The sequence below is a fragment of the Mesorhizobium sp. LNJC391B00 genome (genome assembly GCF_000502535.1).
GTDB lineage: Bacteria > Pseudomonadota > Alphaproteobacteria > Rhizobiales > Rhizobiaceae > Mesorhizobium.
The window spans coordinates 179,266-195,987 of record NZ_AYWI01000010.1 but is presented as its reverse complement, the minus strand read 5'-3'; the positions used below and the strand labels follow the sequence as shown (position 1 = coordinate 195,987).

General features: G+C 63.2%; 16 protein-coding genes and 2 pseudogenes. 2 read left to right on the top strand and 16 right to left on the bottom strand.

The window, feature by feature from the left end; translation table 11 throughout:
• Positions 1–50: 50 nt before the first annotated feature.
• The 7 genes and pseudogenes from iolB to X750_RS141800 all read right to left on the bottom strand — a co-directional run bounded on the left by iolB (position 51) and on the right by X750_RS141800 (position 7,857).
• The gene (iolB, locus tag X750_RS141780) at positions 51–863 is read right to left on the bottom strand and encodes a 5-deoxy-glucuronate isomerase (protein ID WP_023694643.1); all 813 of its coding nucleotides are present in this window, start codon (positions 861–863) and stop codon (positions 51–53) included.
• Positions 864–1,052: 189 nt separating this feature from the next.
• The gene (locus X750_RS141785) at positions 1,053–1,301 is read right to left on the bottom strand and encodes a hypothetical protein (RefSeq protein WP_023694642.1); all 249 of its coding nucleotides are present in this window, start codon (positions 1,299–1,301) and stop codon (positions 1,053–1,055) included.
• Positions 1,302–1,310: 9 nt separating this feature from the next.
• The gene (iolE, locus tag X750_RS141790; protein WP_023748285.1) at positions 1,311–2,228 is read right to left on the bottom strand and encodes a myo-inosose-2 dehydratase; all 918 of its coding nucleotides are present in this window, start codon (positions 2,226–2,228) and stop codon (positions 1,311–1,313) included.
• 145 nt (positions 2,229–2,373) lie between these two features.
• A pseudogene (iolD, locus tag X750_RS01000000163275) lies at positions 2,374–4,225 on the bottom strand (3D-(3,5/4)-trihydroxycyclohexane-1,2-dione acylhydrolase (decyclizing)).
• Positions 4,226–4,258: 33 nt separating this feature from the next.
• Entirely contained in the window at positions 4,259–6,193 is a 1,935-nt protein-coding gene (gene iolC, locus X750_RS141795) for a 5-dehydro-2-deoxygluconokinase (protein WP_023748284.1), read from the bottom strand.
• Positions 6,194–6,442: 249 nt separating this feature from the next.
• Positions 6,443–6,778: a hypothetical protein gene (locus X750_RS01000000163270; protein ID WP_023744934.1), complete on the bottom strand. Its 336-nt coding sequence runs from the start codon at positions 6,776–6,778 to the stop codon at positions 6,443–6,445.
• A 233-nt stretch (positions 6,779–7,011) separates the two neighbouring features.
• Entirely contained in the window at positions 7,012–7,857 is an 846-nt protein-coding gene (locus X750_RS141800; RefSeq protein WP_023748283.1) for a MurR/RpiR family transcriptional regulator, read from the bottom strand.
• A gap of 213 nt (positions 7,858–8,070) precedes the next feature.
• On the opposite strand from X750_RS141800, the gene X750_RS141805 reads away from it, so the two are divergent.
• Positions 8,071–9,180: a Gfo/Idh/MocA family oxidoreductase gene (locus X750_RS141805; protein ID WP_023748282.1), complete on the top strand. Its 1,110-nt coding sequence runs from the start codon at positions 8,071–8,073 to the stop codon at positions 9,178–9,180.
• Between the two features lie 8 nt (positions 9,181–9,188).
• Here X750_RS141805 and X750_RS141810 read toward each other — a convergent pair whose 3' ends face one another.
• The gene (locus X750_RS141810; protein ID WP_023672341.1) at positions 9,189–9,887 is read right to left on the bottom strand and encodes a YafY family protein; all 699 of its coding nucleotides are present in this window, start codon (positions 9,885–9,887) and stop codon (positions 9,189–9,191) included.
• A gap of 126 nt (positions 9,888–10,013) precedes the next feature.
• Here X750_RS141810 and X750_RS141815 point away from each other — a divergent pair, with 126 nt between their 5' ends.
• Entirely contained in the window at positions 10,014–10,649 is a 636-nt protein-coding gene (locus X750_RS141815) for a LysE family translocator (RefSeq protein ID WP_023748281.1), read from the top strand.
• A 115-nt stretch (positions 10,650–10,764) separates the two neighbouring features.
• On the opposite strand, the gene X750_RS141820 is transcribed toward X750_RS141815, so the two are convergent.
• The 8 genes and pseudogenes from X750_RS141820 to X750_RS141850 form a co-directional block, all read right to left on the bottom strand.
• Positions 10,765–11,280: an SRPBCC domain-containing protein gene (locus tag X750_RS141820; protein ID WP_023748280.1), complete on the bottom strand. Its 516-nt coding sequence runs from the start codon at positions 11,278–11,280 to the stop codon at positions 10,765–10,767.
• Positions 11,258–11,617, bottom strand: coding sequence for a helix-turn-helix domain-containing protein (locus X750_RS141825; protein WP_023672338.1), 360 nt, complete (start codon positions 11,615–11,617; stop codon positions 11,258–11,260). The genes X750_RS141820 and X750_RS141825 overlap by 23 nt, the downstream gene beginning before the upstream one ends.
• A gap of 75 nt (positions 11,618–11,692) precedes the next feature.
• Positions 11,693–12,784: a 3-deoxy-7-phosphoheptulonate synthase gene (locus X750_RS141830; RefSeq protein WP_023695981.1), complete on the bottom strand. Its 1,092-nt coding sequence runs from the start codon at positions 12,782–12,784 to the stop codon at positions 11,693–11,695.
• 474 nt (positions 12,785–13,258) lie between these two features.
• The gene (locus X750_RS141835; protein ID WP_023703750.1) at positions 13,259–13,681 is read right to left on the bottom strand and encodes a type II toxin-antitoxin system VapC family toxin; all 423 of its coding nucleotides are present in this window, start codon (positions 13,679–13,681) and stop codon (positions 13,259–13,261) included.
• A pseudogene (locus tag X750_RS01000000163265) lies at positions 13,678–13,917 on the bottom strand (type II toxin-antitoxin system Phd/YefM family antitoxin); the annotation flags it as partial. The gene X750_RS141835 and the pseudogene X750_RS01000000163265, both read right to left, overlap by 4 nt.
• 87 nt (positions 13,918–14,004) lie before the next feature.
• Positions 14,005–14,799: an SDR family oxidoreductase gene (locus X750_RS141840; protein ID WP_023703751.1), complete on the bottom strand. Its 795-nt coding sequence runs from the start codon at positions 14,797–14,799 to the stop codon at positions 14,005–14,007.
• A gap of 30 nt (positions 14,800–14,829) precedes the next feature.
• Positions 14,830–15,825, bottom strand: a complete 996-nt coding sequence (gene iolG, locus X750_RS141845) for an inositol 2-dehydrogenase (RefSeq protein WP_023703752.1) — start codon at positions 15,823–15,825, stop codon at positions 14,830–14,832.
• 113 nt (positions 15,826–15,938) lie between these two features.
• Positions 15,939–16,721 carry an ATP-binding cassette domain-containing protein gene (locus X750_RS141850; protein WP_027049093.1) on the bottom strand — a complete coding sequence of 261 codons (783 nt, stop codon included), beginning with the start codon at positions 16,719–16,721 and terminating at the stop codon, positions 15,939–15,941.
• Position 16,722 lies beyond the last annotated feature (1 nt).

The following is a 16,722-nucleotide window of genomic DNA, read 5'->3' as shown; positions in this document are numbered from 1 at the left end:
CCCATGGATCGTTAGCCGACGATTTTTCTTCCGGCGCAAGCGAAGGCCGATCAGGCCTTCATGAGCCATTCGTGCTCGGGCGCGTTGTGGAACTTCCACGTCCGCTTCGGCCCGGCCATGACGTTGAGGTAATAGAGGTCGTAGCCGTGGCAGGCGGCGCAGGGGTGATAGCCCTTGGGCACCAGCACAACATCGCCGTCCTCGATCGCCATGGCTTCGTCCAGCTCGCGGGCGCCGGTCTTGTCGGCGTCGGTGTAGACGCGCTGGAAGGCAAAACCCTGTGGCGGGTTGAGGCGGTGGTAGTAGGTTTCCTCAAGATAGGATTCGGCGGGCAGATTGTCCTGGTCGTGCTTGTGCGGCGGGTAGCTCGATGTGTGGCCGCCGGGCGTGATGACCTCGACCACCAGCAGCGAGTCGGCCGGCTTACCCTCGGGCAATATGTTGGTGACGTAGCGCGTGTTGGTGCCTTTGCCCCGAGTCTCCTGGCCGAGGTCGTGGGGTGCGATGACGCGAACGGGCAAGCCGCCGCCCAGGCCCGGCGCCGAGCAGACCGCGAGCTCGAGATCGGTGTCGGCGGTGACCGACCAATCCGACCCCTCAGGAATATAGACCGACCACGGCTTGCCCTCGAAGGGCGACATGCGCTCGCCGAGCAGGCCAAGTTCCCGGCCGCCGGCCTTGGCCGTGCCCTTGCCGGTGACGAACACCAGGCAGACTTCGCGACCGCCCGTCTTACCCGAGGCGTTTTCGCCGGGCTTCAAACGGTGCAGGTCGAAGCCGACATAGGTCCAGCCGGCGCTGTTGGGCGTGACATGCGCGACGCGGCCATGGCCCTTGTCGGCTTTGACGAGCAGTTTCGACATGTTTTGTCTCCTATCGCAAGTCTTCGAGGTCGGCCTCTCAACTTCGTCATCCTAGGGCGAAGCAGGAGCGAAGCTCCGTCGCGAAGACCCTAGGATGACGAAGCGAGGGACATTCCGGCCAATCACCGACGTAGGCGATACGCCAGGTGTCGAGTGTCCGACCCGCAAGCCCTTCCGAGCCACGGCCGTTCATTCCTTCGGTTCGGCGTCCGCCTTCGCTTCGCCGGTCTTCGGTCGATCAGGCGTAGCCTTGCTCTCCTCCACCGGCTTGTAAAGATAGAAGAACTGCCAGACGGCGTAGGCGGCAAAGCCGAGCGCAATGATGCCCCAGAACGGGGTGCCGGAGGCGAATTCTATTCCGGCCCAGATCACGCAGACGGCGACGACGGCAACGCGCCGCCACAGCGGCCGGAAGAACGGGTGCTCGTAATCCTTCATCGGACCGGCTTACGCATTGGGAAAGCCTTGCGTTTCCACCGTGTAGCCGGCCGCCGTCATCACCCGCATCAGCTCCTTGTAACCCACTTGGGCCATCTTCAGCGGCGGGTTCTTCTTCGGGTCCTGCTCGGCCTCGACGACGAACCAGCCTTCATAGCCATGGTCGGCGAAGCGCTGCACGATGGCGCCGAAATCGAGCGAACCGTCGCCAGGCACCGTGAAGGCACCGAGCGCCACGGCGTCGAGAAAGGACTGCTTCGTGCGGTCGAGCCCGTCGATCACGCCCATGCGCACATCCTTCACATGGACATGGCTGATGCGCTTGTGGTGGTTGTCGATGGCGCGCAGCACGTCGCCACCGGCAAAGGCGAGATGCCCTGCATCGAGCAGCAACGGAATGCCTTCGCCGGAATGGCGCATGAAGGCATCGAGCTCCGGCTCGGTCTCGACCACCGCCGCCATGTGATGGTGATAGGACAGCGGCATGCCTTGCTCGGCGCACCATTCGCCGAATTCGGTGAGGCGCCTGGCATAGGCCCTCATCTCGTCGTTGGACATTTTCGGCTTCGTGGCGAGAGGCCTGGAGCGATCACCCTGGATCGAGCGGCCGACCTCGCCATAGACGATGCAAGGCGCATTCACCGCCTTGAACAGGTCGATCATCGGCTGGATGCGATCCTTGTTCTTGCCCATGTCCTCATCGACCAGCGTGCCGGAGAACCAGCCGCCGCACAGCGTCACGTCGGCCTTTTTCAGGATAGGCAGCATGATTTCGGGGTCATTGGGAAAGCGGCGGCCCATTTCCATGCCGGTGAAGCCGGCCGAGCGCGACTGGCGCAGGCACTCTTCCAGCGAGACGTCGTCGCTGAGTTCGGCAAGATCATCGTTCCACCACGCAATGGGGGACATGCCCAGTTTGGCTTTCAAGTTTTAGCTCCGGTTTCTTGTTCACCCTCCCCCTTGTGGGGAGGGTCGCTGCGAAGCAGCGAGGTGGGGTGCGGCGCCAGACCCCCACCCGGACCTTCGGTCCGACCTCCCCACAAGGGGGAGGTAGGGGCCGGGTGCATGTACATCAATCGCCGATTGTCTGCATCTGCCGCTTTTCGTCGTAGGCCTTGCGGGCTGCGTTGACCTGCGGCCGTGCGGAGACTTCCGGCACCGCGACATCCCACCAATGGCCGCCGGCATCGGTGGAAATCAGCGGGTCGGTGTCGATGACCAGCACGGTGGTGCGGTCGTTGGTTTTCGACTTTTGCAGCGCAGTCTCCAGGCCAGTGATCGACGGCACTTTCTCGGCAATAGCGCCCATGCTGGCCGCATGCGCGGCGAAGTCGATGTCGGGCAGGATCTCGTGGCGCGCGTCCTTCAGGAGGTTGTTGAAGTTGGCGCCGCCGGTGGCCATCTGCAGCCGGTTGATGCAGCCATACCCCCTGTTGTCGAGCACCACGATGGTCAGCTTCAAGCCGAGCATCACCGAGGTGGCGATCTCCGAATTCATCATCAGGTAGGATCCGTCGCCGATCATGACGACGACCTCCTGGTCGGGCTTGGCCATCTTGGCGCCGAGCCCGCCGGCAATCTCGTAACCCATGGTCGAGAAGCCATATTCGCCATGGTACGAGCCGGGCGCGCCTGCCTGCCAGAGTTTATGCAGTTCGCCCGGCAGGCCGCCCGACGCGTTCAGCAAGGTCACGCCGGATCCCAGCGCGCGCTGCACGGCGCCGATCACCTGCGCGTCCGACGGGAAGGCGGCGTTGGTCGACGCCGTCACCTTGGAGGCTTCGGCCTGCCAAGCCTTCTTGCCTTGGGTCGCATTGTCGGTCCATGTCGCCGGTGCTTTCCAGTTCCCCAGCGCAGCACCGAGTTCGGCGAGCCCTTCGGCCGCATCGGCGACCAGCGGCAGCGCGCGGTGCTTGCCGGCGTCGAAAGGCTGCACGTTGAGGCCGATGATGGTCTTGCCGGAGTTCTTGAACAGCGCCCACGAGCCGGTGGTGAAATCCTGCAGGCGGGTGCCGATGGCGAGCACGACATCGGCTTCCTCGGCCAGCCGGTTGGCCGCGGACGTGCCGGTGACGCCGACCGCCGCCATGTTGAGCGGATGTGTGTCGGGCAGCGAGGACTTGCCGCCTTGCGTCTCGCAGACCGGAATGCCGGCGCTCTCGGCGAATTTCGCCAGTTCGTCCGAAGCCTGCGCATACAGCACGCCGCCGCCGGCGATGATCAGCGGTTTTTTCGCACCCTTCAGCGCGGTGACCGCCGCCGCCAATTCATGCCGGTCCGGACGCGGCCGGCGCTGGTGCCAGACGCGCTCGGCGAAAAAGCTCTCGGGATAGTCATAGGCCTCGGCCTGCACGTCCTGGCAGAGCGACAGCGTCACCGGGCCGCATTCCGCCGGATCGGTCAGCACCTGCATGGTCCGCGCCAATGCCGGGATGATCTGCTCGGGACGGGTGATGCGGTCGAAATAGCGCGACACCGGACGGAAGCAGTCATTGACCGTCGCGGTGCCGTCGGAAAAGTCCTCGGCCTGCTGCAGCACCGGATCGGGGATGCGGTTGGCGAAGACATCGCCCGGCAAAAACAGGACGGGCAACCTGTTTACGTGGGCGAGCGCCGCCGCCGTCACCATGTTGAGCGCACCGGGGCCGATCGAAGAGGTCGCGGCCATGAAGCGGCGGCGGAAATTGGCCTTGCCATAAGCGATCGCCGCATGCGCCATCGCCTGCTCATTGTGGGCGCGGAAGGTCGGCAATTCGTCGCGCAGCTGGTACAGCGCCTCGCCGATGCCGGCGACATTGCCGTGACCGAAGATCGCCCAGACACCGCCGAAGATGGGCACTCGTCTGCCGTCGATCTCGGNTCATCTGCTTGCTCAGAAAGCGGGTCAGCGCCTGCGCCATCGTCAGGCGGATTGTCTTGCTCATGGTGTTTTCCTCCGCAGTCCTCTTGCCGCGCCTTTATGCTGCTTTACGGCCACGCGCGGCAAGCCACGCTTCGGTCAACTGTTCGAAGCGCGCGGCCATGTCGGCGATAGCCTCGTCATCCGTCATCTTGCCTGCCAGCCATCGTTCGGCGGCGTGGACGAAGATGGTGCGGCCGACGGCAAAGCCCTTGACGATCGGCGCCTCGGCGGTGGCGGCAAAGGCCGCTTCCAGTTCGTCCTGCGGCGCTTCGAGACCCAGCAGCACGACGCCACGACACCAGGGATCGTGCTTCAGGATCACCGCTTCGATCTTTGCCCAGGCGCCGGCCGACGCCTGCGGTTCGAGCTTCCACCAGTCCGGCTTGATGCCAAGCGCATAGAGTTCTTCCAGGGCGCGCGGGATCGTCGTGTCATCGAGCTTGCCGTGCTTGCCGGCGATGATCTCGACCAGAAGCTCCCGGCCGACCTTCCGCGCGGCTTCGAACAGCGAGCGCAGCTTCTGCTGCTGCTCTTCCTTGAGCGCTGCCGGATCGTCGGGGTGATAGAAGCACAGGCATTTGATGCAGTGGTCGACCGGCCATTCCACCAGTTGCGAGCCGATGTCCTGCGAGAACTCGAAGCGCAGCGGCCGCGAGCCCGGCAGTTCGACGGGACGGCCGAGCCAGGCAAAGGGGTGGCGGGCGAATTCGAACATCGCTTCGCGGCCATGCTTCTCGTCGATCAGCATGCCATAGCCGTCGCGGCCGGCGGCGACTTTCGCCGCAGCCTTGACCGCCAGCACCTTGAAATCGCGGATGCGCGCCGGATCGGCGCCGGTCTTTGCCGCGACGTCCTCAAGCTGCACACGGTGGTCGCAGGCGAGCGCCATCATCGAGGGGATATCGCGGCGGCGGGTCGTCGCCCAATGGATGTGGTTGATCGCCTCGTCCTTGCGCAGAGCGAGGTGCTTGCTGCCGTTCCTGAGGAAGAACTGCAATTCCTCGAAGGTCGGATATTCCGGCGCGCAGAGCAGCCGCGACACGGCGAAAGCGCCGCAGGCATTGGCCCAGGTCGCCGCTGTCGCATGATCTTCGCCACCCAGCCAGCCGCGCAGGAAACCGGACATGAAGGCATCGCCCGCGCCCAGCACATTATAGATCTCGATCGGAAAGCCCTTGCCGACGATACCGTCTTCCAGATCGTCGCTGACCGGCCCGTCATAGACGATGCAGCCCATGGCGCCGCGCTTCAGTACGATGGTTGCCTTGGACAGCGCGCGGATCGTCTTCAGCGCGCTCAGGCAATCGTCGGCGCCCGAGGCGATCATGATCTCTTCCTCGGTGCCGACGATGAGGTCGCAATCGGGCAGCACCGTCTTCAGCTGGGCTGAGACGCGGTCGGATTTGACATAGCGCTCAAAACCTTCGGCATGGCCGGCGAGCCCCCAGAGGTTGGGGCGGTAGTCGATGTCGAACACCACCTTGCCGCCCTTGGCCTTGATGATGCGGATCGCCTTGCGCTGGGCGGCGTCGCTGTTGGGCCGGGAAAAATGCGTGCCGGTGACGACGATCGAGCGGGCCGAGGCGATGAAGGCTTCATCGATGTCTTCTTCGGCGAGCGCCATGTCGGCGCAGTCGCTGCGATAAAAGATCATCGGCGAGACGCCTTCGCTCTCGACCGAAAGCAGCACCAGGGCCGTCAGCCGTTCCTGGTCGGTCTTGAGCCCATCGACATTGACGCCTTCGCGCCGCAGCTGCTCGCGGATGAAGCGGCCCATCTGCTCGTCGCCGACGCGGGTGAGCAGCGCCGAGCGCAGGCCTAGTCTCGCCGTGCCAACCGAGATGTTGGCCGGGCAGCCGCCGACCGATTTGGCAAAGGAGGTGATGTCCTCCAGCCGCGAGCCGATCTGCTGGCCGTAAAGGTCGACGGAAGCGCGACCGATGGTGATGACATCGAGCGTCGCCTGTTTGGCGTCCACGGCTTCGCTCATTGGAACCTCCCGTCGGTCTTGTTGTCTTGAGCAACGTAGTTGGGGGACACGCGCGAGCGGCAGCGTGGCGCCGGGAATATGAAATAATAATTCCAATCCATAGTCAATATGGAATGAGCATTCCTTCCTTTAAAAGTGCCGAAGAGCGATGGCTGCTGGAGACTTAGGATGGAGACCCGTTACCGCGCAACCAGATGTGGATCGAGACGAGTTTGAGGGGGAAAGCCGCCAGCCGACAAAACGATTCGGTTATGAAAAAGCACGCCAGACCACACTCCCAAGGTCGGGAGAGTAGCGGGCGATGATAGCCTCCTGATCATTTTCCTGCGTCAGAGTTACCTGCTTCCCAGTAGCGTCACCTAGCAATCGCACAAAGCGGTCAAGGTGCTCAATCTCAGTTTCTCCGCTGACTTGCCTAGGATCGAAGTCGAACTCGATTTCGACAACGGTGAAGAAGTGACATGCAAGCTGGATTGGCCCGACGTAAAAAGAAAGTAGGCTGTCTGTTTCGCTTTCCAGGGCGGCTTCGACCCCCAATGGCATCGATTCGATCTTGCCGGAGACACTGAAATTGGCGGGGTCCATTCGAGGAGGATGTCCCAGACGGCCTGCCAATCTGCCTCAGACGTGTTCAGAACGTAGATATCTCGCCATGAGCCGTCCCAAGCGAAATCCGATGCGATCTGTTCCCAATTCATGCATGAACCATTCTCGATGAACTTCGGTTCTAGCATGGCATACGGGATGATCCCTTTCCACAGATCCCAAGTCCGCATTTTCCGGACGGAAAACCGCTTCACGCCTTTTTCTGGGATTGCCTAGACCTTGCGCTTCTTTCCGGTGCTGCGCCGCTTCTCGCCGACGCCGACGGTGAGCGCCATGGCCAGCGCCATGGTGGCCGACAGCGAGCGGAAGCCGGCGAAATCGGCCTCGGCGACTTCGAACCAGACCTTGGCGAACTGCGCTAGTGGCGAAAACGAACTGTCGGTGATGGCGACGATCGGCACGCCCTGTTCGGAAATGGTGCGGGCTTCCTCGATGGTGGCCGGTGCGTAGGGCGAGAAGCTGATGGCGATGACGGCGTCGGCCGGGGTGGCGAAGGCGACCATTTCGGCATTGAGGCCGGCGGCGGATTCGATCAGCTGGTTGCGGATCCTCAGTTTGCCCAAGGCATAGGCGATATAGCTTGCCACCGGGTAGGAGCGCCGCTTGGCCAGGACATAGATGGTCTCGGCCTTGGCCAGCAGCGAGATCGCGTCTTCCAGATGCGCCTCGTCGAGCGTTCGCGAAATATCGTTGAGCGAAGTGCTGGCGGCGGCGACGAAGCCGTCGAAGATGGCTCGGTGTCCAGCACCCGCATCGGCCTTGGCGCGCAGCGCCTGAAGGCGTTCGTCATAAGAGGAATTGCGCTCGCGCAGCCGCTCGCGAAACACCTGCTGCAAGCTGGTGAAGCCGTCAAAGCCTAGTTGCTGGGCAAAGCGGATCAGGGTGGACGGCTGCACACCCGCCGAAGCAGCGATGCTGGCGGCGGTGCCGAAGGCGATGTCATCAGGGTTGTCGAGCGCGTAGGCGGCGATCTGGGCGATGCGCTTGGGCAAGGTTTCACGGCGATCGAGGATCGTGGCGCGCAGCGTCTCGAAGTCGCGAGGTACCCGTTCGTCCATCGTCGCCCCGTCCAAGCTCATCTAGAGCATGATGCCGAAAAGTGTGCAGCGGTTTTCGGACGACATCATGCTCTCTTTAACTCAAGTGACGTCCTCTCTGCCCCATCATAGCGAGCCTGCGCAAGAAGGCCATAAAAAATGAGGCAGACATTCCATTCGGAGAAGAAATGGACTAATTCATCCATCGATCGCTTCAGGTATTGGGAGAAAGAAATGGTCGGCGTTGGTCTTATCGGCACGGGTTTCATGGGCAAATGCCACGCCATTGCGTGGAGCGCCGTCGGTGCCGTCTTTCCCGATGTCGCCAAGCCGAAGCTGGTCCATCTCGGCGAGGTCAACGAGGAGCTGGCCAAGCGCAAGGCCGGTGAGTTCGGCTTCGCCAAGGCGTCGGGCGACTGGCGTGCCGTCGTCAACGACCCCGAGGTCGATATCGTCTCGCTGACCACGCCCAATCAGTTCCATCCGGAGATGGCCATCGCTATTCTCGAAGCCGGCAAGCATCTGTGGTGCGAGAAGCCGATGGCGCCGAGCTTTGCCGAAGCAGCGGCGATGGCGGCCGCGGCGAAGAAGTCCGGCAAGGTCGCAGCGCTTGGCTACAACTACATACAGAGCCCGGCCATCCGCCACATCGGCGCGCTGCTCGAGGAAAAGATCATCGGCGAGGTCAACCATCTGCGCATCGAGATGGACGAGGACTTCATGGCCGATCCGGAAGCGCTGTTCTTCTGGAAGCATGAGGCCGCATCCGGCTATGGCGCGCTCGACGATTTCGCCGTGCATCCGCTGTCGCTGGTGTCGACGCTGTTCGGCCGCGTCGCAAAGGTCATCTGCGACATGGCCAAACCCTATGTCGACCGCAAGCTGGCCAGCGGCGGCCGCCGTGCGGTGGAGACCTACGACATCGCCAGCGTTTTGATGCATCTGGAAAACGGCATTGCCGGCACGCTGCTGGTCAACCGCTCGGCCTGGGGCCGCAAGGGCCGCATCGCCATACAGATTTTCGGCTCCAAGGGATCGATCCTGTTCGACCAGGAGCGGATGAACGAAATCCAGCTCTACGTCACCGCCGATCGCCCGACCGAACAGGGCTACCGCACCATATTGGTGGCGCCGCACCACAAGCCTTACGACGCCTTCCTCCCGGCGCCGGGCCATGGGCTAGGTTTCAACGACCTCAAGATCATCGAGTGCCACGAATTGCTGACGCGGCTTGCCGGCAAGCCGGCACGGGTCATCGAATTTGCCGAAGGGCTGGAGATCGAGCGCACCGTGCACGCGATGGCGAGGTCGTTCGAGGAAAAGCGCTGGGTGGATGTGCGGTAAGATCCGCTTCAGCCGCCAGCGACAGCGTTCGCCTCCCAGCCACTGACCCAGACCTGCCGCAGGCGATCGCCTTCGCCCTTGAAGCGCAGCCCGGTCGCCCGGCAATCCGCGATGCGGTCGCTGCGGAAATTGCGGATGGCCTGGCGCAATTCGCACCAGGCGACGATGTTGGCGGTTTCTGAATAGTAGATCAGCGCGATCGGACGGATCAGCCGCTCGGAGGCGCGGCCGATTTCGTCGCGATAGGACAGGTCGAGCTTTTCCTCGTCGCGGATGGCGCGGCGCACAAGCGCCAGATCGATGGTGCCGATTGCCGGTGCTGCGAACCCCCAGACATGCAGCGCGTTGGCGTCGAACGCCTGGCGCAACGGCGGCGGCACGGCGCTGGCGATCTTGGCGCTGACGCGCTTGGCCGCCTGCTTGAGTTCGCTGTCTCCCGTGCGCTCCAGCAGGGCGAGCGACAGGACGATCGCTTCCATCTCCTCGATCGAAAACATCAGCGGCGGCAGGTCGAAGCCGGGCCGCAATATGTAGCCGATACCGCGCCCGCCTTCGATCGGCACGCGCATTGCCTGCAGTGCGGCGATGTCGCGATAGATCGAACGCATCGTGACTTCCAGCTGCCCGGCGATCATGGCTGCCGTCACCGGCTGCCGCGCCAGCCGCAGGATCTGGATAATCTCGAACAGCCGCGACGCCTTGCGCATTTCCTCTCCCTGATGAACGCTACTGACACATCCCCGTCAGTTGGGGTGATTTATTGGACTGCCTATCGGGTTGAAAATCAACGAATTCCTCAACGGCACCCCAGCAGGAAGCGACAGGCAACTGACATGAGCTACGCGGAAAATCTCTGGCTGTTCTTTATCCTGCTGTCCGGCATCATCATCGTACCCGGGATGGACATGCTGTTCGTGCTAGCCAACGCGCTCACCGGCGGCCGCGACCGGGGCCTCGCCGCCACCGGCGGCATCATGGTCGGCGGCATCGTGCACACGCTGAACGGCGCCATCGGCGTCGGCCTGCTGATGCATTTCGTGCCGATCCTGTACAAGCCGCTGCTGATAGCCGGCGCCGCCTACATGGCCTTCATCGGCATCTCGCTGGTGCGCAGTTCCATCACCGTCGGCCACGACGGGCCCGCCGGCAGCCGTACGGCCTGGATGGCCTTTCGCCAGGGACTGGTGACCTGCCTGATCAACCCGAAGGCCTATCTCTTCATATTTGCCGTCTATCCGCAGTTCCTGAAGCCGGATTACGGCCCGATCTGGATGCAGGCGACGGTCATGGGCTCGCTGACGATGCTGACGCAGGCCGCCATCTATGGCGGGCTCGCCATCACCGCCGGCCGCAGCCGCAATCTGCTGGTGGCCAATCCGCGGGCGACCGCTTTTGCGGGCCGGGCGGCCGGACTGCTGCTGTTTGCGGTCTCGGTGTTTACGGCATGGGAAGGGTTGAGGGCAGCGTGATCCCGATCAAGCGATGACGCCGCGTATCTTCGTCTCGGCGCTGCGCTTGCGGATCACTGTCCCGGTCTTTTCGTCGTCGAGGGCGGCAGCAACCCCGTCCGCGAGACCGATGACGTCATGACCGCCTCACGCTCTCGCCCAAGACGACGAGAAGCTCGTCCAATTGCTCGAACGTCTCGCCCATCGCATCCGCCGCCCCGGTACCGGCCGCGTCGAGAGCCTCCTTCGAGGGATAGAGTTCGTGCATGACCAGCAGCGTCTTGCCACCCTTTTCCTCGAAGGTCAGCGTGGTGACGGGTCCACCGTCACCACCTTCGTCATTGGTCCAGACGAGGCGTGAGTGGGGTGTCACTTCGATATACCTGCCGAAGAATTCGTGAAGGTCCGAGGCGTCGTGGCCGAACACCAGGCGGTACGTGCCTCCGGTACGAGCATCCATCTCACATGAACGCAGGAACATGCCCATCGACTTCGGCACCCACCACTGCTTGAACAGCTCGGGCTTCGTCCACGCCTCGAACACGATGCGCGCCGGACCGTTGACTGTTCGCGTGACGACCAGCTCGCGCTCGGACTTCCGTTCGACCGTCGTGCGGTTGTTCGTGGGCTCACTCTCGGTTCTTTGGCGCATCGGCTTTCTCCTTCCGTTTCAATTCCTCGACAACCTTGTCCAACTCGTTGAAGCGTGCGTCCCAGAGCAGGCGGTGCCGCTCGATCCAGGCCGCCTCTTCCTCCAGTCCGCGCAGGCCGAGCTTGCAGGTCCGCACGCGGCCAACCTTCTGCGTGGTGACGAGCCCCGCCTGCTCCAGGACGCCGACGTGCTTCTTCATGCCCGTGAGGGTCATGTGGAATTTTCCGGCAAGCTCGGTGATCGAAGCGTCTGCGCGTCCGAGCTGCTCCAGAACGCCACGCCGGGTGGCGTCCGAGAGCGCGGCGAACGAGGAATCCAAGTCGGTATACTGAACCATACGGTTCAGTATTTAGCAGACCGGTTGCCGGGGTGCAAGGGGAGCCGCAGCGTCCTTCCCGCGCATCGCCTCGTATCAGGCGGCGCCCGGCCGGTTCTCCATCATGGCGCGGCGGGCTGAGCGGCGCCATTCTACGGCGCCGGCGAGGCCGTGCAGCACAGTCTCTGTGGTCGCCCAGTCGATGCAGCCATCTGTGATGCTCTGGCCATAGACGAGCGGCTTGCCTGATACCACGTCCTGCCGGCCGGCGACGAGATTGCTCTCGATCATGACGCCGATGATACGCTCGTCCCCTGCTGCCACCTGGCCGGCGACATCGGCCGCCACCTTCGGCTGGTTCTCCGGCTTCTTGCTCGAGTTGGCGTGGCTGACATCGATCATCAGACGGGGGGCGACGCCGATGCGGGCAAGTTCGACCGAGGCCGCCTCGACGCTCGCCGCATCGTAATTCGGCTGAACGCCGCCGCGCAGGATGACGTGGCAGTCCTCATTGCCGGTAGTAGTCGCAATGCCGCTGCGTCCGCCCTTGGTCACCGCCATGAAATGATGCGGCTGGGCGGCGGATTTCACCGCCTCGGCGGCGATCCTGAGATTGCCGTCGGTGCCGTTCTTAAAGCCGACCGGGCAGGACAGGCCGGAAGCCAGTTCGCGGTGGATCTGGCTCTCGGTGGTGCGCGCGCCGATGGCGCCCCAGGCGACGAGGTCGGCAATGTATTGCGGCGTCGTCATGTCGAGAAATTCGGTGGCCGAGGGCAGGCCGAGATTGTTGACCGCCGACAGCACGTTGCGCGCCATCCGCAGCCCCTTGTCGATGTTGAAGCTGCCGTCGAGATCGGGATCGTTGATAAGGCCCTTCCAGCCGACAGTCGTGCGCGGCTTTTCGAAATAGACCCGCATGACGATCTCCAACCGGTCGGACAGGGTCTCGCGCAGCGCCACTAGCCGGCTGGCATAGTCAACGGCCGCGACCGGGTCGTGGATCGAACACGGGCCAACGATGACAAGCAGCCGGTCGTCGGTGCCGTTCAAGATGGCATGGGTGGCGTTGCGTGATGCGCTCACGGTGCGCGTTGCCGTCAGCGTGCGCGGGATCTCCCGCATCACCTCGTCCGGCGTACTCAATTCTCGGATTTCCTTGACCCGAAGATCGTCTGTGGTGGTCAACACGGCTTTCTGCTCCTGTTTTTAGGAGACCTGCCGGCTGATACAAAAAAGCCGCCAGGTCTGGCGGCTGTTCGGACTTGTTGCTGCAATCTTCAGATCGAGCGCAATCCTCCCGCCGCCAGCGAGCTGCTAAAGTACCAATAGGTGGCGGTCAGGTTGATCATCAGGCGTCATATAGTCGATGCCGAGGCGCTTGTCACGTGGGGTATGCGGAGACAATTCGGGATGGGCCGAATCCTCGCGATTTCGTCATCCCTGGGCGGAGCAGGAGCGAAGCTCCGTCGCGGAGACCCTGGGATCCATTCCGTGACCTGGGCCGTGGAGTGCGGCGGAGCAGAATTCTGGACCGTAGCAGCGCTCTGAAGTCGCGGCATGGATCCTCGGGTCTGCGCTGCGTCGCTACGCTCCTTGCTCCGCCCGTGGATGACGAAGTGCCGGCGGTTTCGCCAATCGCCAACACGTATAACGCGGAGCGGCTCATGCCGTCCAGGGATCGAAGAGTTCAAGCCCAAAGCCTTCGAAATCTTTCGTATTGCACGTTGCCAAGGTGAGCTCGTGCGCAATCGCAGTGGCTGCGATCAGGCCGTCCATCGACGACAGACCACGACCGCGGCGCTTCGCAAGACCCATCAGGTCGCCCCAGGCCAAGGCAACCGCATCGTTCACCGGCAAAACCCGCTGTTCGAAGCGCTGGGGCAGGTCCCGGGCGAGCCATTCGGCCAGCGCCTCGCGTTTGCGGCCCTCATCCATCAGAGAGACGCCGCGCCGGATCTCGGCGATCGACACTACGCTGATGAAGGAGCGGTCCTCATCAAGCTCGTCCAGCCAGCCCAGGACACGTGCGTCAGGCGCTAGCCTCGTCACCTCGGACAGGACATTCGTGTCGAGCAGCAGTCTCACGGCGGCAGGTCACGCGGTTCGTCGCGCTGACGTTCAAGCTCGAGATCGGCGCCGCGCAGCGGCGAGTCCAGCAGGAACTCGGCAAGCGTACCCTTGCGTGCGATCTTGCGCTGCCATTCCTCGGCCGAGACGACAACCACGCTTGGTTTGCCGTTCTTGGTGATCGTCTGCGGCGAGGACTGTGCGCGCTCGATGACCTCGGAGAGCCGGGCTTTTGCCCCGGCAACCGTCCAGTTGGGATGACGTTAGCATCGCATGCTCGTGACTAGCCTGACTATCATGACTATGTGGGAATGGCGATGTTGCTGCAACAGGGTTTGAGGCTACTCCGGCGAGGTCCCCGCGACGTTCTGGTCGTAGTCAACCAGCGAGCCGGTCATGACACCGGATTGCGGGCTGGCCATGTAGCTGATCAGCCGCGCCAGTTGGTCGGGCTTCACCAGTTGGCCCATGGGCTGGCCGGCCTCTGCCTTTGCCAGCCAGTCGTCGGAGGCACCGTGCCATTTCTTCTGCACGATGTCCTCGCCCTCGGTGTCCATCCAGCCCGGCAGCACGGCGTTGCAGCGGATGCGGTTGAAACGATAGGCGTTGGCGACGTTCTTGGTCAGCGTCGCCAGCGCACCCTTGCTCGAGGAATATGGCGCCAGGAAGGACTGGCCGCAATGCGCCGACATAGAGAGCACGTTGACGATCGAGCCCGGCGCCTTCTTGTCCAGCAGATGCGCCACCACGCCCTGCATCAGGAAGAAGGGACCACGCACATTGGTGTGGAAAATCTGGTCGAACACCTCTTCCGAAGTTTCGACAAGTGAACCACGCGCGGACGTGGCGGCGGCGTTGACCAGCGCGTTGATGGTGTCGAAATGCGAGATCGCGGTTGCCACCGCGCGCTTGCAGTCCGCCACTTTCGAGACGTCGGCGCTGATGAAGATCGCATCGACGCCGGCCTTCTTGAAGTGGGCGACCGCCTTGTCGCCCTTCTCCTGCGAGCGGCCGATGAGCGCCAGCGCTTTGCAGCCCTCGTCGGCCAGCGCTTCGGCGACGGCAAAGCCGATGCCTTGCGCGCCGCCGGTGACGATGGCGCGCGTCTTCGAATTGCGATCGGCGGATGTGCTCATCGCTCTGCTCCTGTGCCTTGGTTCCGGTTCTTACTTGTCGAGACGGACGGTCTTGCCTGATGTCGCCGACTTCAGCGCGGCATCGGCCAGCTTCAGCGCCACGAGGCCGTCGGCGCCGCTTGGCGATGCCTTCTTGCCCGAGGTTGCAGCAGTGATGAAAGCGGCAATCTCGATGGCGTAGGCGTCGAGATAGCGGGTCATGAAGAAGTCGTGCAGCGGCGGGCGCGTATAGCCCTTCTCATTGGCGACCTCGATCGACACCGGCCGCTGGTTCTCGGCGGCGACCATGCCCTTGGAGCCATGCACCTCGATGCGCTGGTCGTAGCCATAGGTGGCGCGGCGCGAATTGGAGATGACGGCCTGCTTGCCGGACGCGGTTTCGAGGATGACGCTGACAGAGTCGAAATCGCCCGCTTCGCCGATCTTCTCGTCGACCAGAACCGAGGCATGGGCGCTGACCGCGACCACCTCTTCGCCGAGCAGGAAGCGCGCCATGTCGAAATCGTGGATTGTCATGTCCCGAAAGATGCCGCCCGAGCGCTTGATGTAGTCGACGGGCGGCGCACCTGGATCGCGCGAGGTGATGGTGACCATCTCGACCTTGCCGATCGCGCCGTCGTCGATCGCCTTGCGCACGGCGGCGAAATGCGGATCGAAGCGGCGGTTGAAACCGACCATCAGCGTCGCCTTGGCCTTGTCGACCACCGCCAGGCATTTCTCGACGCGCTTGACGTCGAGGTCGATCGGCTTCTCGCAGAAGATCGCCTTGCCGGCCTTGGCGAAACGCTCGATCAGATCGGCATGGGTGTCGGTCGGCGTGCAGATGACCACGGCGTCGACGTCCTTGGCCTTCTCGATCGCGTCGATGGTGCGCACTTCGGCGCCATAGGCGGTTGCCAACTCGGTCGCGGCCTTTTCAAAAGCGTCGGCAACGGCCACCAGTCTGGCCTGCGGGTTGGAGCCGACGGCGCGGGCATGGACCTTGCCGATGCGGCCGGCACCGAGGAGGGCGAAACGAACAGTCATGGGGTATTTCCTCTAGGGGGATGGGTTCGAGAGAGTTGTGTCTCCACCTTCCTTTTGAGAAAGGTGGCAAGATAATTTTTCGAGCACGCCAGAAAACAGGATGACCATCCTGTTCAGGCCGCGAGTTCCGCCTCCCCGGTCTTGGCGCCGGTGATGTAGGAGACGATGTCGTTGCCGTCGGTGTTTTCCTTGCGCAGGTTGGCGACGATGCGGCCGCGCCGGAAGACGACGATGCGATCGCACAGATCGAACACCTGGCGCATGTTGTGGCTGATCAGGATCAGCGGCTCGCCATTGTCCTTCAGCGTGCGGATGATGTTCTCGACCTGCGCCGTCTCCTGCACGCCAAGGGCTGCCGTCGGCTCGTCCATGATGATCAGCTTGGAGGCGAAGGTCGCGGTCCGGGCGATCGCAACGCACTGGCGCTGGCCGCCCGACATGTGGCGAATGGTGTTCGACAAATTGGGGATTTTCACTGCCGTGCGGATCAGCGCCGCCTCGGTCGCCTTGCGCATGTATTTGCGGTCGAGGATCGAGAACGGCCCGAGATTGAAAAGCACCTTTTCGCGGCCGAGGAACAGGTTCGACGGCACGTCGAGATCGTCGGCCAGCGCTAGGTTCTGGAACACGGTCTCGATGCCCGCCGTGCGCGCTTCGATCGGCCCGGCAAAATTCACTTCCCTGCCGTCGAACCAGATCTGGCCGCTGGTGCGTTGCTCGACGGCGGTGATCTGGCGCACGAAGGTCGATTTGCCGGCGCCATTGTCGCCCATGATGGCGACATGCTCGCCCTTGCGCAGCTCGAAATTCGCGCCTTCCAGCGCGTGCACGCCGCCATAACGCTTGGTCAGGTTTTCGGTCTTCAGGACGATGTCTGTCGTGGAGATATCTGGCATG